Source organism: Hominiventricola filiformis (assembly GCF_020686965.1).
Taxonomy (GTDB): Bacteria; Bacillota; Clostridia; order Lachnospirales; family Lachnospiraceae; genus Hominiventricola; species Hominiventricola filiformis.
On record NZ_JAJEPS010000001.1, the window covers coordinates 189354 to 206312 of the forward strand.

Consider the following 16959-nt stretch of genomic DNA (forward strand, 5'->3'; position numbering starts at 1 on the left):
AATCCTCCTTATTCCCCGTATTCCTCATAAATCTCATCAATCAGCTGATGTACTTCTTCTCGGGTAATATTTCTGCAGCTTCCTTTTGCAAGCGTCATCAGAAGTTCCCGTTTCATCTCTTCCATAGCCTTGATCTTATCCGCATCCACGGCAATCACCGCTCCTGTTCTCCGATCCAGCCGGATATAACCTTCCTGACGGAGCAGGGCATATGCCTTATTTACCGTATGCATATTGATACCAATCTCATCTGCCAGCTGACGTACACTGGGAAGCGCATCCCCTTCCTGCAGCTTTGATGTAGCAATTCCAATAATAATCTGATTACACAGCTGTACATAAAATGCTTCATCACTGTTAAAGTCTATTTCCAGATACATGTTGTCTCCCGTCCTTTTCATCTGTACAACTCTTTTTGTTATACAGACAGTATAACAATCTTATGCGTTTCGGTCAAGTTTTCGGTATAAAAAAGGGACTGCATCTTTTTTCGTACAGTCCCTCTTGAACATTTTCTCTATTTATCGTCATCATCGAGGTCAATGATTTCCAGTTCATCATCACTGTTTTCATCATCCTCATCTGCCTCATCTTCCGGCTCTTCAAAGTCCGTTTCGTTTTCTTCCAGATTACCTACAACCAGAGAACTGCTCTTTCTTTTCATGACTGCCGGTTCGTAGTCATCATTCTCATCCTCTTCCGGTTTTACCATCTTCTTCATATGGAAATACTGGAATGCTGCAACGTTGGCAAGGACAATCACCAGCAGCGTCATTACAAGGATCACCACAAGTCTGCGTCCCATATCACGATTGTAACGTTCTGCCTGCCATTCCAGATCATCCCGAAGTCCGTTTTCCTTGGTCTCCAGTTCAGTGATGTAATCCTGCTCTCCCTGATATGCCACGTCATCGAACAGCTGCAGGGAATTCTTGTCGTAATCAAAATTATACCAGTTCTTCTCGCCGTCCTGATTAATGCCATAGACCAGATAACGATTGGAGTCATCCTGAATATGATCCACTCCGTCTACGGTGTAATGCTTATAAGCCGGAACCGTGTATTTCTGACCCCATCCAAGATCTACATACGTATATCTGGTCGGCACATAGCCGTCTGTCTCCGGCTCAATAAAAATGACCGTATCATTGCCGCTCTGCATCTGTATAAACGGAACGATGTTTCCGGTATTCGGATTGTAGACAAAATCATCACGGAAAGTTCCATTGTCACTGTTCAGACGGATGACATAAAGATCCAGTGTATCACTCTTCAGTGCTTTGCTGCTGATGCCATTAATGTCAATTCTCGTTCCGGAAAACCCGTCAATGGCATGAGGTGTATGCACATAGAATGTACGGTTATCAATCACAAAACTTGCACGGTTGCCATCATCCTCTTCGTCTTCCTCTTCGGAATCTGTCGCAGTCTGCTCACTGCTTACGTTCTCACCGGTCAGTGCATCAATCTGCTCGCCGCTGCTCTCGATCACACAGGAGCTGATGGTTACGGTCGTATCCGCATCAGTATTTCCTTTGAATTTTACTTCAAAAGATGCGCTGTCACTTCCCGGTTTGCTGGATAACTCTACAGTTCCATTTCCGCCATTACCGGAGAAATTGTCACCGCCGCTTCCTGACATGTAAGTGAGTACATCCTTGTCATAGGATAATACCAGTTTCACGGAATCAATGGTATCATCTGCCGTAATCGTATACTGCGCAGATACCATACTGTCTTTTTTCGCTTTCAGCTGCGTGTCTCCCTCTACTGAAGGCGCCGCAAATGCCGTCATGCCAAAACACCAGAGCAGCATGAGCAGCAGACAGCCTGTCTTTCCAAAACTAAATTTTATATTTTTCATGTGAACTCTCTCTTTCCGAATATTCCAAGTTTAGTAATTATTAAGATATCTCGTCCGGGTAAGAAAGTCAACCAGTTTCACAGATTTTTCAGCTTTTATTTATTTTTCGCGAACCGCATCCTTCATGCTTTTTACAAACTCTGCCACATGGAAAGGCGCCTCTTTACCGTATTTTTCCACCAATTTGACAATTGCAGAACCAACAATGACACCATCTGATTTTTCGGCCATATTCGCTGCCTGCTCCGGGTTGGAGATACCAAAACCAATAGCAGCCGGGATGTCGGAGGCTTCTTTTACCAGCTTTACCATGGCTCCTACATCGGTAGTGATGACGTTTCGCATACCGGTAACTCCCAGCGAGGAGACGCAGTAAACAAAGCCCTCCGCTTCTTTGGCAATCATGGCAACGCGCTCATGGGAAGTAGGCGCAATGAGGGAGATGAGATCCATACCCTTCTCACGGAATGCCGGAGCAAATTCTTCTTTTTCTTCAAAGGGCACATCCGGCAGGATGAGACCATCCATCCCCACTTCCGCTGCCCGCTTTGCGAATCGCTCGATGCCATAAGAGTACACGACATTTGCATAGGTCATAAATACCATGGGAACGGTCACTTCTTTTCGAAGTTCTGCTACCATATCAAAGATTTTATCGGTGGTCACGCCGCCTTTCAAGGCACGTAAGTTTGCTCCCTGGATCACCGGTCCTTCTGCCGTCGGATCCGAAAATGGAATTCCAAGTTCCACAAGATCGGCTCCGTTATCCACCATGACTCTTACAATTTCCTTCGTTGTCCCCAGATCCGGATCTCCGCAGGTGATAAACGGGATAAATGCTTTTCCGTTCTGAAATGCTTCTTTGATTCTACTCATGGATATCCTCCCCTCTGTAACGGGCAATAGCCGCACAGTCTTTGTCTCCTCTTCCGGAAATAGTGATGACCATCACCTGGTCTTTGTCCATCTTCGGCGCCAGCTCTCTTGCATAGGCAACTGCATGGGCACTTTCAATGGCCGGAATAATCCCTTCCATTCTGCTTAAATATTCAAAGGCATCCACTGCCTGATCGTCGGTGATGGCTACGTATTCTGCTCTTCCTGTGTCATGAAGCCATGCATGCTCCGGTCCGATACCCGGATAATCAAGTCCCGCTGAAATGGAATATACCGGTGCAATCTGTCCGTATTTGTCCTGACAGAAATAGGATTTCATACCGTGGAAAATACCGAGTTTTCCGGTAGCAATCGTAGCTGCCGTCTCGAAAGTATCGATTCCCCGGCCTGCTGCCTCGCAGCCAATAAGACGCACATCTTGATCCTCAATAAAATGATAAAAAGTTCCAATCGCATTGGAGCCGCCGCCCACACAGGCCAGCACTGCATCCGGAAGTTTTCCTTCTGCTTCCAGACACTGTTCCTTGATTTCTTTGGAAATGACTGCCTGAAAATCACGGACAATGGTAGGGAAGGGATGAGGGCCCATGACAGACCCAAGCACATAATGGGTATCGGATACCCGGTTGGTCCACTCTCTCATCGTCTCGGATACCGCATCTTTTAAGGTTCCCGTTCCTGAGGATACCGGGTGTACTTTGGCACCCAGCAGCCGCATTTTATACACGTTCAGTGCCTGGCGCTCCGTGTCTTCTTTCCCCATGAACACTTCGCATTCCATGCCCATGAGGGCTGCTGCTGTGGCGGTTGCCACACCGTGCTGTCCTGCTCCGGTCTCTGCAATGACTCTGGTCTTGCCCATTTTCTTTGCCAGCAGCACCTGTCCCAGTACGTTGTTGATCTTGTGGGCGCCGGTGTGATTGAGATCCTCCCTCTTTAAATAGATCTTCGCGCCGCCCAGATCTTCCGTCATTTTCTTTGCATAGTAAAGTCTTGACGGTCTGCCTGCATAGTTATTTAAAAGATCGTTAAGCTCTGCCTGAAACTGCGGATCCTCTTTATAATGATTATAGGCTTCTTCCAGCTCAATGACTGCATTCATGAGGGTTTCGGGGATATACTGTCCGCCGTGAATTCCAAAACGTCCTCTTGGTGTATTCTTTTCCATCTTATCTGCTCCTTATGATTTCTATGATATCCCGGATTTTGCCAAAATCCTTTTCTTTCTCTGTCTCCACACCGGAACTTACATCCACTCCCCAGGGAGCAAATCGTTCCAGTGCTTCTTCTATATTTTCCGCCCGTAATCCCCCTGCCAGAAGATAGGGTCTTGCGGGAACCTGTTCTTTTAAAAGCTGCCAGTCAAAGCAGCTGCCGGTGCCGTAACCATTATCAAGAAGGATCCGGTCTGCCCCACTGCTCTGGGCCTTCTCCAGCGTTTTCGTATCGCGGATTTTAAAGGCTTTCCATATCTCGGCTTTCGGTGCCAGTATCCGAAGTTTCCGGATGTCTTCTTCGGTCTCCGCTCCATGAAGCTGTGCGATCTCAATCAGTCCTTCTTCTATATAAGAAGCGACCTCCTCCATGGGAACATTGACAAAGACGCCCACCGCCGGAATCTTATGGCTCAGCTTTTCCCGCAGCCGCTTCATCATTTCTCTGTCCACATAACGGTGACTGGGTGGATAAAAGACAAACCCTGCATAATCCGGTCGTGCAGCATTTACATAATCCACATGCTGTTCCCGGTATAATCCGCAGATCTTAATCCTGGTTCTGCTCATCTGCTGCCTCCCGGAACCGTGCCAATTCTGTCTGCTTATCTGCTGCCCTCATGAGCGCTTCTCCCACCAGTACCGCATCTGCCCCGATGGCGGAAAGGGCTCCCACATCCGATGCATCTTTCACCCCGGATTCTGCCACGAAGACAGCCTCCTCCGGAATCAGGGAACGAAGTTTTGCGGAATTGGAAAAATCTACGGTAAAATTCTTCAAGTTCCGGTTATTAACGCCGATGACTCTCGCTCCCGCCTCCACTGCCGATGCAATCTCCGCCTCGTCATGGGTCTCCACCAATGCCGTCAGCCCCAGTTTCTCGCAGATGGCCAGGTATTCCTTCAGCTTCTCTGTAGGAAGCAGTGCACAGATCAGAAGCACCGCGTCCGCTCCCATAAGTTTTGCCTCATAAATCTGATAGGGATCTACGGTAAAATCCTTCCGAATCATGGGAAGAGAAATCGTCTCCCTGATTTCCCGGAAAATATCATCGGATCCCAAAAACCACTTTGGCTCCGTAAGTACGGACACACAGTCCGCACCTGCTGCTTCATAGGCTCTGGCAATCTCTGTATAAGGGAACTCTTCCGCAATCACGCCCTTGGATGGGGATGCTTTCTTTACCTCACAGATAAAAGACATGCCTTTCTTTTTCAAAGCCTTTTCAAACCGGAAATCTCCTTTGGGAAGATGCTCCGCCTGTGTACGGATTTCTTCCGGTGAAAGTTTCTTTTTGGCCTCCTCTACCCGGTACGCTGCATAGGCAGCCAGTTCGTCTAATATCATCTTGCAGCTCCTTATTTGTTGGATTCTTTTATAAAATCTTCCAGTTTCTGTTTTGCCTGGCCGCCGTCAATGAGGGATGCGGCCAGTTCCACACCCTCCCGGAAGGTATCTGCCTTACCGCCGATGTAGAGACCTGCGCCTGCATTTAAGAGAACGGCATTTCGTTTAGCTCCCTGCTCTCCATTCAGAATGTCTCTGGTAATCTGTGCATTTTCCTGTGGAGTGCCGCCCTTCAATGCATCCCTGGTTGCAGTCTTCATACCGAAATCTTCCGGCTGAATCACATAGGTACGGTATGTACCATCCTGAAATTCACAGATGGAAGTCGGCGCACAGGCGGAAATCTCATCCAGCTTATCCTGTCCATAGACGACCATCCCTTTTTTCACGCCCAGCTGGCACAGTACTTTTGCCATAGGCTCCAGCAGTGCTTCGGAATAAACCCCCAATACCTGCAGGTTGGCGTGTCCCGGATTGGTCAGCGGTCCTAACAGATTAAAGACTGTCCGCACCCCCAGCTCTTTTCTCACCGGTCCTACGTATTTCATGGAGGTATGGTATTTCTGTGCGAAGAAGAAACAGATGCCTATTTTTTTCAAAAGCTCCACACATTTCTCCGGGGAAAGATCGATGTTGACCCCCAGTGCTTCCAGACAGTCTGCCGCACCACTTTTGGAGGATGCCGCCCGGTTGCCATGCTTTGCCACCGGGATTCCGCCTGCGGCAATGGCCAGAGAAGCAGTAGTGGAAATATTGAAGGATCCGGCACCATCTCCACCGGTTCCCACGATTTCCAGAAGGTCTCCGTCGTACTCTACCGGAAGTGCATGATCTCTCATGGCAGCCGCACATGCACTGATCTCTTCAATGGTCTCTCCTTTCGCGGACAAAGCTGCTAAAAATGCAGCGGTCTGTACCTGGGAGGTCTCTCCGTTCATAATCTCGTTTACGACTGCGTTGGCCTGTTCATAGGTCAGATTATTATGGTCAATGAGTGCTGCAGTTGCTTCTTTAATCATTTCTTTAATCCTCCGCAAAAATTTTTCAGTATTCCATATCCGTCCGGTGTCAGAATGGATTCCGGATGAAACTGGACGCCGTAGATGGGATAATCCCGATGCATGACTCCCATGATCTCGCCATCTTCGGTCTCCGCCGTGATTTTCAGTTCTTCCGGAATGGTCTCCCGAACAGCTGCCAGGGAATGATATCTGGCTGCCGGAATGGTCTTTTTCATTCCTTTAAAAATGGGACAGTCTGTATCCAGCGTCACCATGGATTGCTTGCCGTGCATGAGCTGCGACGCATAGGAGACCGTCGCGCCAAAGGCTTCACAGATGGCCTGATGACCAAGGCAGACGCCAAAGATGGGAATCTCTTTTCCCAGTTCCTTTGCCGCTTCGATGCAGATGCCTGCGTCCTTTGGAAATCCGGGACCCGGTGATAAAATGATACGCTCCGGCTTTAACGCCCGGATCTCATCTATCGTCATCTGATCATTTCTTACCACTTTGATATCCGGGTTAATGGAACCGATGAGCTGATACAGGTTATAGGAAAAGCTGTCGTAATTATCAATGAGTAAAATCATAAGTCCATGTCCTCCTGTGCCATCTCCAATGCTCTTCTCACGGCTTTTGCCTTGTTGATACACTCTTCATACTCTTTTTCCGAAACACTGTCCGCCACGATGCCGGCTCCGCTTCGCACGAAAACTTTTCCATTTTTCTTATAAGCCAGCCGGATGGCGATGCAGGTGTCCAGGTTTCCGGTGAAATCAATGTATCCCACGGCTCCCCCATAGATACCTCTCTTATTGTCTTCCAGTTCATTGATGATCTCACATGCCCGGATCTTCGGTGCCCCGGAAAGGGTCCCTGCAGGAAGGATGGCGTCCACGGCATCTGCTGCATCCAGGTCTTCCCGGATGGTGCCTGCCACTGTGGAACCAATATGCATGACATGGGAGAATCGTTCCATACTCATATATTTTTCTACTTTGACAGAACCAAACTCACTGATCTTTCCGATGTCATTTCTTCCCAGATCCACCAGCATATTGTGCTCTGCCCGCTCTTTTTCATCTGTCAGCAGCTCTTCTTCCAGTTTTTGATCTTCCTCCTCGGTGGCTCCTCTCGGCCGGGTGCCCGCCAACGGAAAGGTATGAAGAGTCCGGTTCTCCAGCTTCACCAGTGTCTCCGGGGAAGCTCCGGCAATTTCCATATCGTCACTGGAGAAATAAAACATATAGGGGGAAGGATTCAGCGTTCTTAAGACCCGGTATGTATTGAGAAGGCTTCCTTCATAGTCTGCTTCCAGCCGGTTTGACAGTACCACCTGAAAAATATCCCCCTCACGGATGTAGTGCTTGGCTTTCTCCACCATGCTGCAATACCGCTCTTTGTCGAACAGTGCCCGGAAATCGGAAGTGCAGCGGCCCGGTTCCAGAGGAGCCATCTCCCCATCGGAGAGAAGCCGTCTCATGGTCTCCAGTTCCACCTCTGCCTTGTGATACTCTGTCTCCAGATTCTCGCAGCGGATGTTGACAATGAGGATCACTTTCTGCCGGAAGTGATCAAAGGCAATGACCTTGTCGAACAGCATCAGATCCACGTCTTTAAACCCTTCTTCATCCTTCGCAGTAAGCTTCAGCGCCGATTCTGCATATTTCATGTAATCGTAGGAGAAATATCCTACCAGTCCGCCGGTGAAGGTCGGCAACCCCTCAATCCTTGGACTTTTATTTTCTTTTACAATCTGCCGGATGTACTCGCCGGGATGCTTTGCCTCAAACACCATGGACGTTCCATTTTTAACAGTCAGCCTTCCATCCGTACAGGTTAGCTCCAGCTTCGGGTCATATCCAAGAAATGTGTAGCGTCCCCACTTTTGATTGTCCTCAATGGATTCCAGCATATAGCAGTGTCTGCTGACCCGTTTCAGTTTTCGTAATACTTCAATGGGAGTATAAAGATCCGAGTACAGCTCCGTGCTGACCGGAATACATTTGTAAAGGCCTTGCACTGCCAATACGGAAGCTTCCTGAAAATTCGGTCTGACATTCATGGTGTTCTCCTTTCACACAACAAAAAAGTCCCTGACAGATCTCTGGTAAAATCTGTCAAGGACGAGTCATCTACATTTCCCGCGGTGCCACCTTGCTTTGCGGATCTTAAAAAATCTCCGCACCCTTACGGAATACCAACATATTCCCGGCAACTGACGTATGCCCTCACGTCGCAGAATACTCGGAAATCCATTCCTTTCCCTGCGCCCTCGGCGGTCCATTTGATTATGTGGGTTCGGTCCGGCTCTCAGCTTCCCGGGCTCTCTGTGCGTCCATCATCACCGTTATCTCCGCTTCATCGGTTTAAAGTGATACTTGATTCAATTGATTTTCTACATGTTAGCAAATCTGATGCTTACTGTCAAGAGAAATTGATTCATTTCATAGTCTCTTAGTATGAAAAAAGTGCAGTCATTTCTGACTGCACTTGAAAAAATATATTTAGATTGCTCTCGTCGCATGAGCCAGCCACTCCTGCTCTTCCTTCGGAAGATGGGGCGCGATTGCCTCATATATGGTGTGATGATATTCATTGAGCCATGTGCGCTCCTGTTCGGTCATCCGGGCAGGATCCACTGCATCCAGATCCCACGGAATCAGGGTCAGGATCTCGAACTCCAGGAACTGACCGTACTCATTCTTCGGTCCTTCCACACAGAGAAGTTCATTTTCCAGACGGATACCGTACTTTCCTTCCAGATAAATACCCGGTTCGTCGGTAGTTACCATACCCGGCTCCAGTTCTGCCGCATTGGCTCCCTCCGGAAGTTTCCAGCGGAATGTGTTAGGTCCTTCATGAACGTTGAGCAAATATCCGACGCCATGACCGGTGCCATGCTTATAATCCATCCCAATCTGCCACAGCGGTGTCCGGCAGATCACATCCAGATTATAACCAGAGCATCCTTTCAGAAATCTGGCATGGGACAGATTCAGATTACCTCTTAACACTGCCGTATACATCTTCTTCTGCTCATCCGTCAGCGGTCCCATGGCAAAGGTACGGGTGGTATCGGTGGTGCCATCCAGATAATGTCCGCCTGCATCCACCAGGAAGAAGCTCTCCGGCTTCAGCTCCACATCGGATTCCTCTGTCGCAGAATAGTGAACGATTGCCCCATGCTCACCGTATCCACAGATCGGTGAGAAGCTTAATTCCACCAGATCTTTCTGCTCACTTCTTAAAGCGGCCAGATGTTCAGCTGCGGAGATCTCTGTGATCTTCTCCTTGCCAACTTTCGTCTTCAGCCAATACATGAAACGTGTAAATGCCACGCCTTCCTTTAAATGGGACTGATGAAGATTCTTCTGCTCCGTCTCATTTTTCACAGCCTTCATAAGCTCCGTCGGATTCGGACAGTTCAGCACTTCTGCTTCCTCCGGAATGCTGGTGAGCAGACGGTAGTTCACAGTTCCCTGATCCAACAGTACTTTACTGCAGGCCGGAACTTTTTTGAGATCCCCATAGATCTCATCGTATCCTTTGATGGCAATACCAAAGTCTGTCACATAATTTCTGATTTTCTCGGTAATGACGGACGGACGCACATACCAGGTGCATTCTTTCTTCGTCACGGTCAGGAAGGATAATACAACCGGAACGCAGGGAATGTCCCCGCCGCGGATGTTGAGAAGCCATGCAATATCACACAGGGAAGCCAGCACGTGAAGGTCAGCGCCTTTTTCTTCCATGGCTTTCCGTACACGGGCCAGTTTCTTATCAGTAGTCTCTCCGCTCCATTTTTCTTCCAGCACAAAGAGATCTGCATCCAGTACTTCCGGGCGGTCCGCCCAGATCTCCCCGATCAGATCTTCTTCTGTGAAAAGAGAAGCTCCATTTTCTTCTGCTGCCTTTGCAAATGCCAAGGCACGGGATGCACCCATGACTCTTCCGTCAAATCCCAGCTTCTCGCCTTTTTCCAGGTGTTCCTGTATATATTCTTCTACGGTCGGCACGCCCGGCTCTCCCATACGGAACAGGCGGATCCCCGTCCCCTGAAGCTGTGCCTCTGCCTGCAGGAAATACCGTCCGTCAGTCCACAGCCCCGCATCATCCTGTGCAATCACTGCCGTACCGGCAGATCCGGTAAAACCGGTAATAAAGGCTCTTGCCCGGAAATGCTCACTGACATACTCCGACTCATGGCAGTCTGTGGACGGCACCACATACATTGCCACGCCGGATGCTTTCATTTTCTCTCTTAATGCCTGTACACGCTCTTTGACCGTCATATGCTTTACCTCTCCCAGTCCGCTTTCTGGAATGCCTTATATCCTTTGTATGCCTCATAAATATCTGCTTTGCTGGAGATCTCCCACGGACTGTGCATGCTCAGAAGAGCCACGCCGCTGTCAATGACATCCATACCGTAGTTGGCAGTAATATAGGCGATAGTTCCTCCGCCGCCCTGATCCACTTTTCCAAGCTCCGCAGTCTGCCAGCAGACATTACTGTCGTCCATCACTTTCCGCAGTTCGCCGATATATTCTGCGCAGGCATCGTTGGAACCGGATTTTCCTCTGGAACCAGTATATTTGTTGAATACCATACCTCTTCCCAGATAAGCGATATTTTTCTTTTCAAATGCAGACGCATAGTTCGGATCAAATGCCGCACTTACATCAGAAGACAGCATATGAGAATGCTGCAGACACCTTCTCAGTGCCAGATCGGAATACTGTCCGGTCAGATTCAGTACCTCTGCCACTACATTTTCAAAATAACGGGACTGCATACCGGTCGCTCCCATGCTGCCGATCTCTTCTTTATCAGTCAGAAGACATACAGCCGTATGAGTTGGATGATCTGCCTCCAGCTGTGCCAGGAGAGACGTGAACGCACAGATTCTGTCGTCCTGTCCGTATCCGAGGATCATACTGCGATCCAGTCCAAAATCTCTGGCCGGACCTGCCGGAACTGCTTCCAGCTCTGCAGAGAGAAAATCCTCTTCTTCCATGCCGTATTCTTTCTTCAGATACTCCAACAGCGTCTTTTTGATAAGTTCTTTCTTCTCCTCATCTTTTTCTTCCGGATCTTTCCACGGACGGCTTCCGACGATGATGTTAAGGTTCTCGCCTTCTACCACAACAGCCGCTTTCTTCTGCATCTGCTCACCGGACAGATGAATCAGAAGATCAGAAATTCCAAGAACCGGATCTTCTGCCTTCTCGCCAATGGCAAGTTCAATGACAGTTCCGTCTTTCTTTACCACTACACCATGGAGTGCCAGCGGAATGGATGCCCACTGATATTTCTTGATGCCACCATAGTAATGGGTATCCAGAAGTGCCATCTCTCCATCCTCGTATAACGGATTCTGTTTCAGATCCAGACGCGGGGAATCAATATGGGCGCCCAGAATATTCATACCTTTCTCCATTGGCTCTGTACCGATCTCGAAAAGTACCACCAGTTTTTTCTTGTGTACAGCATATATTTTGTCTCCGGCCTTCAGCTGCCTGCCAGATGCAACTGCTTCCTCCAGAGAAATATAGCCGTGTTCCTTTGCCATTTCTACCGTCAGCTGCGCACACTCACGCTCCGTCTTTCCTTCGGAGATAAATCTGCGATACTGCTCTGTTACCTGTTCTAATTCTTTCATGGCATTTTCATCGTAGGTATTCCATGCGTTTTTGCGTTCCATAACTTCTCCTTACAGATCTTCCAGATTTTCTTTTAATTTATCCATAAAGCCTTTTTTCTTCGGCTTTGCTCCGCTCTCGGTTTTCTGATTCAGCGTATTTCCGTTCTCACGGTCATATTCTTTCAGAGCCTCTTTTGCCCCATGGCTTAAGGTAGTCGGGACTTCTACAACCAGTGTTACATAGTGATCACCGCGGACATTTTTGTTTCGGAGAGAAGGCATACCTTTTCCACGAAGACGTACTCTCGTATCCGTCTGAGTTCCCGGTTTCACATCATATTCAACTTCGCCGTCCACTGTCTTGATACGGATCGTTCCTCCCAATGCTGCAACCGGGAAACTGATCGGTACTGTGGAGAAGATATCAATATCCTGTCTCTGGAAAATCGGATGTCTGGATACAACCACTTCTACCAACAGGTCTCCCCGCGGACCGCCGTTGGTACCAGGCTCTCCCTTTCCTCTGATACGGATACTCTGTCCATTGTCGATACCTGCCGGGATCGTGACAGCAATCTTCTTCTTGCTTGCCGTATAACCGGTTCCGTAGCAGTTCGGGCACTTGTCTTTGATAATCTTACCGGTTCCGTTACAGTCCGGACACGGACGTACATTCTGCACCATGCCAAAGAGAGACTGCTGAGTATAAACCACCTGGCCCTTTCCTCCGCATTTCGGGCAAGTCTGCGGTGTAGTACCCGGTTTTGCTCCGGTACCATGACAGGTCTCACACTCATCTTTTAAGGTAAGCTCCAGTTCTTTATCACAACCTGTAACAGACTCTTCAAACGTAATTCTTACACTTGCCCGTAAGTCCGCACCTCTCATGGGACCATTGCTGTTTCTTCTGCTTCTTCCGCCACCGAAAATATCACCAAAAATGTCACCGAAAATATCACCCATGTCAGCGCCATTAAAATCAAAGCCGCCAAAACCACCAGCTCCGCCGCCTCCCTGCTCAAAGGCTGCGTGTCCAAATTGATCGTACTTTCTTCTCTTGTCTGCATCACTTAATACGGCATATGCCTCGGAAGCCTCTTTGAATTTCTGCTCTGCTTCTTTATCTCCCGGATTCATATCCGGATGATATTTCTTTGCCAGTTTTCGATATGCACTCTTGATGGCTGCGTCATCCGCATTCCGGTCTACGCCAAGAACCTCATAATAATCTCTCTTCGTCTCTGCCATAACTTTTCCCTTTCGAATTGCTGTGAGCTGAAATTCATCTGCACACGCAAAAAACAGTGGGGAGTTTATCGCTCCCCCACTGCTTTATTTTTATTTTCATCCTGTTCCGGATTAAACCTCGCGGTAATCTCCGTCTACCACGTCATCTGCCGGACCGGAAGTACTCTGTCCTGCGCCGCCCATATCCGGACCTGCGCCCTGCTGACCTGCACCCTGTGCACCTGCACCCTGTGCACCTGCAGTCTGCTCATACATCTTCTGGAACAGTTTCTGTGCTGCATTCATCAGATCCTCTTTACCGGATTTCAGTGCATCGATGTCTGCATCAGAAATATCAGTCTGGTTAGCAGTTCTGTCTACAACTGCTTTCAGAGAATCAATCTTCGCCTGAACAGCTGCTTTCTCAGAAGCGTCGATCTTGTCTCCGGCTTCCTCCATTGCCTTCTCGGTCTGGAATACCATTGCATCTGCATCGTTTCTTGCATCAATGGCCTCTTTCCGTTTCTTATCCTGTGCCTCGAACTCAGCAGCTTCTTTGACTGCCTTATCGATATCGGAATCAGACATGTTGGAACCGGCGGTAATGGTGATGTGCTGCTCTTTTCCGGTACCCAGATCCTTAGCGGATACATTTACGATACCGTTTGCATCAATATCAAAGGTAACCTCGATCTGCGGAACTCCACGTCTTGCAGGCGGGATTCCATCCAGGCGGAACTGGCCGAGGGATTTGTTGTCTTTCGCGAACTGTCTCTCACCCTGTACTACGTTGATGTCTACAGCGGTCTGGTTATCAGCTGCGGTGGAGAAGATCTGGCTCTTCTTGGTCGGGATCGTGGTATTTCTCTCGATCAGACGGGTTGCGATACCTCCCATGGTCTCGATGGACAGAGACAGCGGAGTAACATCCAGAAGAAGGATATCACCGGCACCTGCATCTCCTGCAAGTTTACCACCCTGAATGGAAGCACCGATTGCCACACACTCATCCGGGTTCAGAGATTTGCTCGGCTCATGTCCGGTTAACTGTTTTACTTTATCCTGTACTGCCGGGATACGTGTGGAACCACCTACCAGCAGAACTTTACCAAGTTCAGACGGGCTGATACCTGCATCGCGGAGAGCTGCCTGTACCGGGTTAGCAGTACGCTCTACCAGATCGTGAGTCAGCTCATCAAATTTTGCTCTGGTCAGGTTCATATCAAAGTGAAGCGGACCGTCTGCGTTCATGCTGATGAACGGAAGGTTGATGTTGGTTGTTGTGGAAGCGGACAACTCTTTCTTAGCCTTCTCAGCTGCTTCTTTCAGTCTCTGCAGTGCCATCTTGTCGTTGCCAAGATCTACACCGTACTGTTTCTTGAATTCAGAGATCATATAATCTGTGATCTTCTGGTCGAAGTCATCACCACCCAGATGGTTGTCACCTGCGGTAGCCAGAACCTCGATAACGCCGTCACCGATCTCGATGATGGAAACATCGAAGGTACCGCCGCCAAGGTCGTATACCATGATCTTCTGCTCTTTCTCATTATCAAGGCCGTATGCCAGTGCTGCAGCGGTCGGCTCATTGATGATACGTTTTACATCCAGTCCTGCGATCTTACCTGCATCTTTGGTTGCCTGTCTCTGTGCGTCATTGAAGTATGCCGGAACAGTGATAACTGCCTCGGTTACTTTCTCGCCCAGATAGTTCTCTGCATCTGCTTTCAACTTCTGCAGGATCATAGCGGAAATCTCCTGCGGAGAATATTTCTTTCCTTCGATGTCTACTTTATAATCAGTTCCCATATGTCTCTTGATGGAAGAGATGGTTTTCTCGGAGTTAGTAACTGCCTGACGTTTTGCCGGCTCTCCTACCAGACGCTCACCAGTCTTTGTAAATGCTACGATAGACGGTGTTGTTCTTGCTCCTTCTGTATTTGCAACAACCGTAGGTTTTCCACCTTCCATTACGGCTACACAAGAGTTCGTTGTTCCTAAGTCAATACCAATAATCTTGCTCATTTCTTTTTCCTCCTGAAAAATATATCTCTGAAAAATAGTTAATTGACAACTTTTACCATGCTGTGACGAAGCACTGCATCCTTATATTTGTAACCCTTCTGGAATTCCTCAGATACTGTATTTTCTCCAAGTTCCTCATCCTCCGCATGCATCACTGCATTATGGAAATTCGGATCAAATTCCTGACCCACCGCTTCGATGGGGGTTACGCCCAAATCTGTAAGAACCGTGATCAGCTGTTTATAAATCATTTCCATTCCGCTGGCTACCGGTCCGTCTTTCTGATCTTCCGGAATACTCTTCAAGCCTCGCTCAAAGTTATCTACTACCGGAAGCAGTTTCTCGATCACATCTCTTGCTCCCACCATGTACATCTGGGATTTCTCCTTTTCTGTACGGTTTCTGAAGTTTTCAAACTCCGCAAGCTGACGTTTTACTTTATCGGTCAGTTCTGCGATCTGCTCATCTTTCTTGTCTTTTTTCTCTTTCTTCTTTCCGAAGAATCCTTTTTTGTCAGGTTCCGCATCGGCTTTTGTTTCTTCTGTCTCGGCCGTCTCAGTGGCTTCTGCTTCAGCAGTATCTTCTGCTTTTACTTCTTCCTCCTGAATCTCCGGTTCCTGTTCCATTGTCTTGTTTTCTTCCACCGTTGTTCCGCCTTTCTATTTATGAAAAACATCATCCAGCTGATCCATCATGGCTTTCAGCTTACCCATAACGTTCTCGTAATCCATTCTCTTGGGACCAATGATTCCAATGGTACCCTGAAGTCCTTCGCCCAGTTCGTAGGTTGCAGTGACAACACTGCAGTCCTTCATGGATTTTACCGGTGTCTCATTACCGATATATACCTGAATTCCTTTTTCGTCTTTGTTCAGTGTGTCTGTAACCAGATCTACCAGGTTCTGCTTCTCCTCCAGTGTCTGTATCAGTTCACTGGCCTTTCCGTTCTCACTTAATTCCGGATAACGGAAAATGTTTGTGGCCCCGCCGGTGTAGATCTCCATTCCCTCATCGGAATGAATCGCTTCGGCGACTGCATCCACCACATCACTGACGATGTTGCTGTGAATACCGGCCTGTTCTTTCATGCTGGAAATCATCTGAAGATTGATTTCCTGAATGGTCTTTCCATTCAGCATGGTATTCAGCAGGATATTAAGCTTCAGAATACTTTCATCACTCAGTTCCTCACAGACCGGTAAGAGTTTGTTGCGGATCACATTTCCTTCCGCTACAATCACCGCCAGGATCTGATTGGCATCCACACGGGACAACTGAATGAATTTCAGTTTGTTCTGATGATACTGTGGAGTGGAAACCATCGTGGCATAATTGGTATCATTTGCCAGAATCTTTACCACCTGCTTCAGCACACTTTCCAGCCGGTCGGTACGCTGAACCATCAGTTCCTGAAGTTCCGTCACTTCCCGGTCTTTTTCCTGCATCAGGTAATCCACATACAGCCGGTATCCTTTATCGGAAGGAATTCTTCCGGCGGAAGTGTGGGGTTGAATGATGTAACCCATCTCTTCCAGATCCGACATTTCATTGCGGATGGTAGCAGAGGAAAGCTTCAGGTCCGGATCCTTCGATATGGTTCTCGATCCTACCGGTTCTCCGGTCTCCATGTAATTCTGGATAATTACTTTTAAAATCTTTTTCTTTCTTTCATCCAGTTCCATGGTACTCTCTCCTTTCTTCTGCCTGTTAGCACTCAACATTTAAGAGTGCTA

The 16959-nt window shown here is 48.2% G+C and carries 15 protein-coding genes; all 15 read right to left on the reverse strand.

Annotation, left to right across the window (positions count from 1 at the left end; translation table 11 throughout):
- Positions 1-8: 8 nt before the first annotated feature.
- A complete protein-coding gene (locus LKD36_RS00905) occupies positions 9-380 on the reverse strand; it encodes a GntR family transcriptional regulator (RefSeq protein ID WP_118769034.1) in 372 nt (123 codons plus the stop codon).
- A 137-nt stretch (positions 381-517) separates the two neighbouring features.
- On the reverse strand, positions 518-1864 hold the full coding sequence (locus tag LKD36_RS00910; RefSeq protein ID WP_308458298.1) for a hypothetical protein: 1347 nt from the start codon (positions 1862-1864) through the stop codon (positions 518-520).
- Positions 1865-1963: 99 nt separating this feature from the next.
- Positions 1964-2740 carry a tryptophan synthase subunit alpha gene (gene trpA / locus LKD36_RS00915; RefSeq protein ID WP_308458299.1) on the reverse strand — a complete coding sequence of 259 codons (777 nt, stop codon included), beginning with the start codon at positions 2738-2740 and terminating at the stop codon, positions 1964-1966.
- Entirely contained in the window at positions 2733-3929 is a 1197-nt protein-coding gene (trpB, locus tag LKD36_RS00920; RefSeq protein WP_308458300.1) for a tryptophan synthase subunit beta, read from the reverse strand. Before trpB ends, trpA begins: the two co-directional genes overlap by 8 nt.
- 1 nt (position 3930) lies before the next feature.
- Complete coding sequence (locus tag LKD36_RS00925; RefSeq protein ID WP_308458301.1) at positions 3931-4545, reverse strand: phosphoribosylanthranilate isomerase; 615 nt, start codon at positions 4543-4545, stop codon at positions 3931-3933.
- Positions 4526-5323 carry an indole-3-glycerol phosphate synthase TrpC gene (gene trpC, locus LKD36_RS00930; protein ID WP_308458302.1) on the reverse strand — a complete coding sequence of 266 codons (798 nt, stop codon included), beginning with the start codon at positions 5321-5323 and terminating at the stop codon, positions 4526-4528. The genes LKD36_RS00925 and trpC overlap by 20 nt, the downstream gene beginning before the upstream one ends.
- 11 nt (positions 5324-5334) lie before the next feature.
- Positions 5335-6342 (reverse strand): anthranilate phosphoribosyltransferase, encoded by a 1008-nt coding sequence (gene trpD, locus LKD36_RS00935; RefSeq protein WP_308458303.1) that lies wholly within the window; start codon positions 6340-6342, stop codon positions 5335-5337.
- On the reverse strand, positions 6339-6914 hold the full coding sequence (locus tag LKD36_RS00940) for an anthranilate synthase component II (RefSeq protein WP_308458304.1): 576 nt from the start codon (positions 6912-6914) through the stop codon (positions 6339-6341). Before LKD36_RS00940 ends, trpD begins: the two co-directional genes overlap by 4 nt.
- Positions 6911-8389 (reverse strand): anthranilate synthase component I, encoded by a 1479-nt coding sequence (gene trpE, locus LKD36_RS00945; RefSeq protein ID WP_308458305.1) that lies wholly within the window; start codon positions 8387-8389, stop codon positions 6911-6913. Before trpE ends, LKD36_RS00940 begins: the two co-directional genes overlap by 4 nt.
- Before the next feature lie 442 nt (positions 8390-8831).
- Positions 8832-10622: an aminopeptidase P family protein gene (locus LKD36_RS00950; protein ID WP_308458306.1), complete on the reverse strand. Its 1791-nt coding sequence runs from the start codon at positions 10620-10622 to the stop codon at positions 8832-8834.
- Between the two features lie 5 nt (positions 10623-10627).
- Positions 10628-12034: an aminopeptidase gene (locus LKD36_RS00955; RefSeq protein WP_308458307.1), complete on the reverse strand. Its 1407-nt coding sequence runs from the start codon at positions 12032-12034 to the stop codon at positions 10628-10630.
- Between the two features lie 9 nt (positions 12035-12043).
- A complete protein-coding gene (gene dnaJ / locus LKD36_RS00960; RefSeq protein WP_118769023.1) occupies positions 12044-13222 on the reverse strand; it encodes a molecular chaperone DnaJ in 1179 nt (392 codons plus the stop codon).
- Positions 13223-13333: 111 nt separating this feature from the next.
- A complete protein-coding gene (gene dnaK, locus LKD36_RS00965; RefSeq protein WP_308458308.1) occupies positions 13334-15226 on the reverse strand; it encodes a molecular chaperone DnaK in 1893 nt (630 codons plus the stop codon).
- Between the two features lie 38 nt (positions 15227-15264).
- Positions 15265-15852 (reverse strand): nucleotide exchange factor GrpE, encoded by a 588-nt coding sequence (gene grpE, locus LKD36_RS00970; protein WP_118769609.1) that lies wholly within the window; start codon positions 15850-15852, stop codon positions 15265-15267.
- A 33-nt stretch (positions 15853-15885) separates the two neighbouring features.
- Positions 15886-16908 carry a heat-inducible transcriptional repressor HrcA gene (gene hrcA, locus LKD36_RS00975; protein ID WP_308458309.1) on the reverse strand — a complete coding sequence of 341 codons (1023 nt, stop codon included), beginning with the start codon at positions 16906-16908 and terminating at the stop codon, positions 15886-15888.
- Positions 16909-16959: the final 51 nt, after the last annotated feature.

Coding starts and splice junctions, on each gene's coding strand:
- LKD36_RS00910 (WP_308458298.1), bottom strand. CDS start 1,864: ATGAAAAATATAAAATTTAGTTTTGGAAAGACAGGCTGTCTGCTGCTC.
- dnaJ (WP_118769023.1), bottom strand. CDS start 13,222: ATGGCAGAGACGAAGAGAGATTATTATGAGGTTCTTGGCGTAGACCGG.
- grpE (WP_118769609.1), bottom strand. CDS start 15,852: ATGGAACAGGAACCGGAGATTCAGGAGGAAGAAGTAAAAGCAGAAGAT.
- dnaK (WP_308458308.1), bottom strand. CDS start 15,226: ATGAGCAAGATTATTGGTATTGACTTAGGAACAACGAACTCTTGTGTA.
- trpD (WP_308458303.1), bottom strand. CDS start 6,342: ATGATTAAAGAAGCAACTGCAGCACTCATTGACCATAATAATCTGACC.
- hrcA (WP_308458309.1), bottom strand. CDS start 16,908: ATGGAACTGGATGAAAGAAAGAAAAAGATTTTAAAAGTAATTATCCAG.
- trpE (WP_308458305.1), bottom strand. CDS start 8,389: ATGAATGTCAGACCGAATTTTCAGGAAGCTTCCGTATTGGCAGTGCAA.
- trpC (WP_308458302.1), bottom strand. CDS start 5,323: ATGATATTAGACGAACTGGCTGCCTATGCAGCGTACCGGGTAGAGGAG.
- LKD36_RS00925 (WP_308458301.1), bottom strand. CDS start 4,545: ATGAGCAGAACCAGGATTAAGATCTGCGGATTATACCGGGAACAGCAT.
- LKD36_RS00905 (WP_118769034.1), bottom strand. CDS start 380: ATGTATCTGGAAATAGACTTTAACAGTGATGAAGCATTTTATGTACAG.
- LKD36_RS00940 (WP_308458304.1), bottom strand. CDS start 6,914: ATGATTTTACTCATTGATAATTACGACAGCTTTTCCTATAACCTGTAT.
- LKD36_RS00950 (WP_308458306.1), bottom strand. CDS start 10,622: ATGACGGTCAAAGAGCGTGTACAGGCATTAAGAGAGAAAATGAAAGCA.
- LKD36_RS00955 (WP_308458307.1), bottom strand. CDS start 12,034: ATGGAACGCAAAAACGCATGGAATACCTACGATGAAAATGCCATGAAA.
- trpB (WP_308458300.1), bottom strand. CDS start 3,929: ATGGAAAAGAATACACCAAGAGGACGTTTTGGAATTCACGGCGGACAG.
- trpA (WP_308458299.1), bottom strand. CDS start 2,740: ATGAGTAGAATCAAAGAAGCATTTCAGAACGGAAAAGCATTTATCCCG.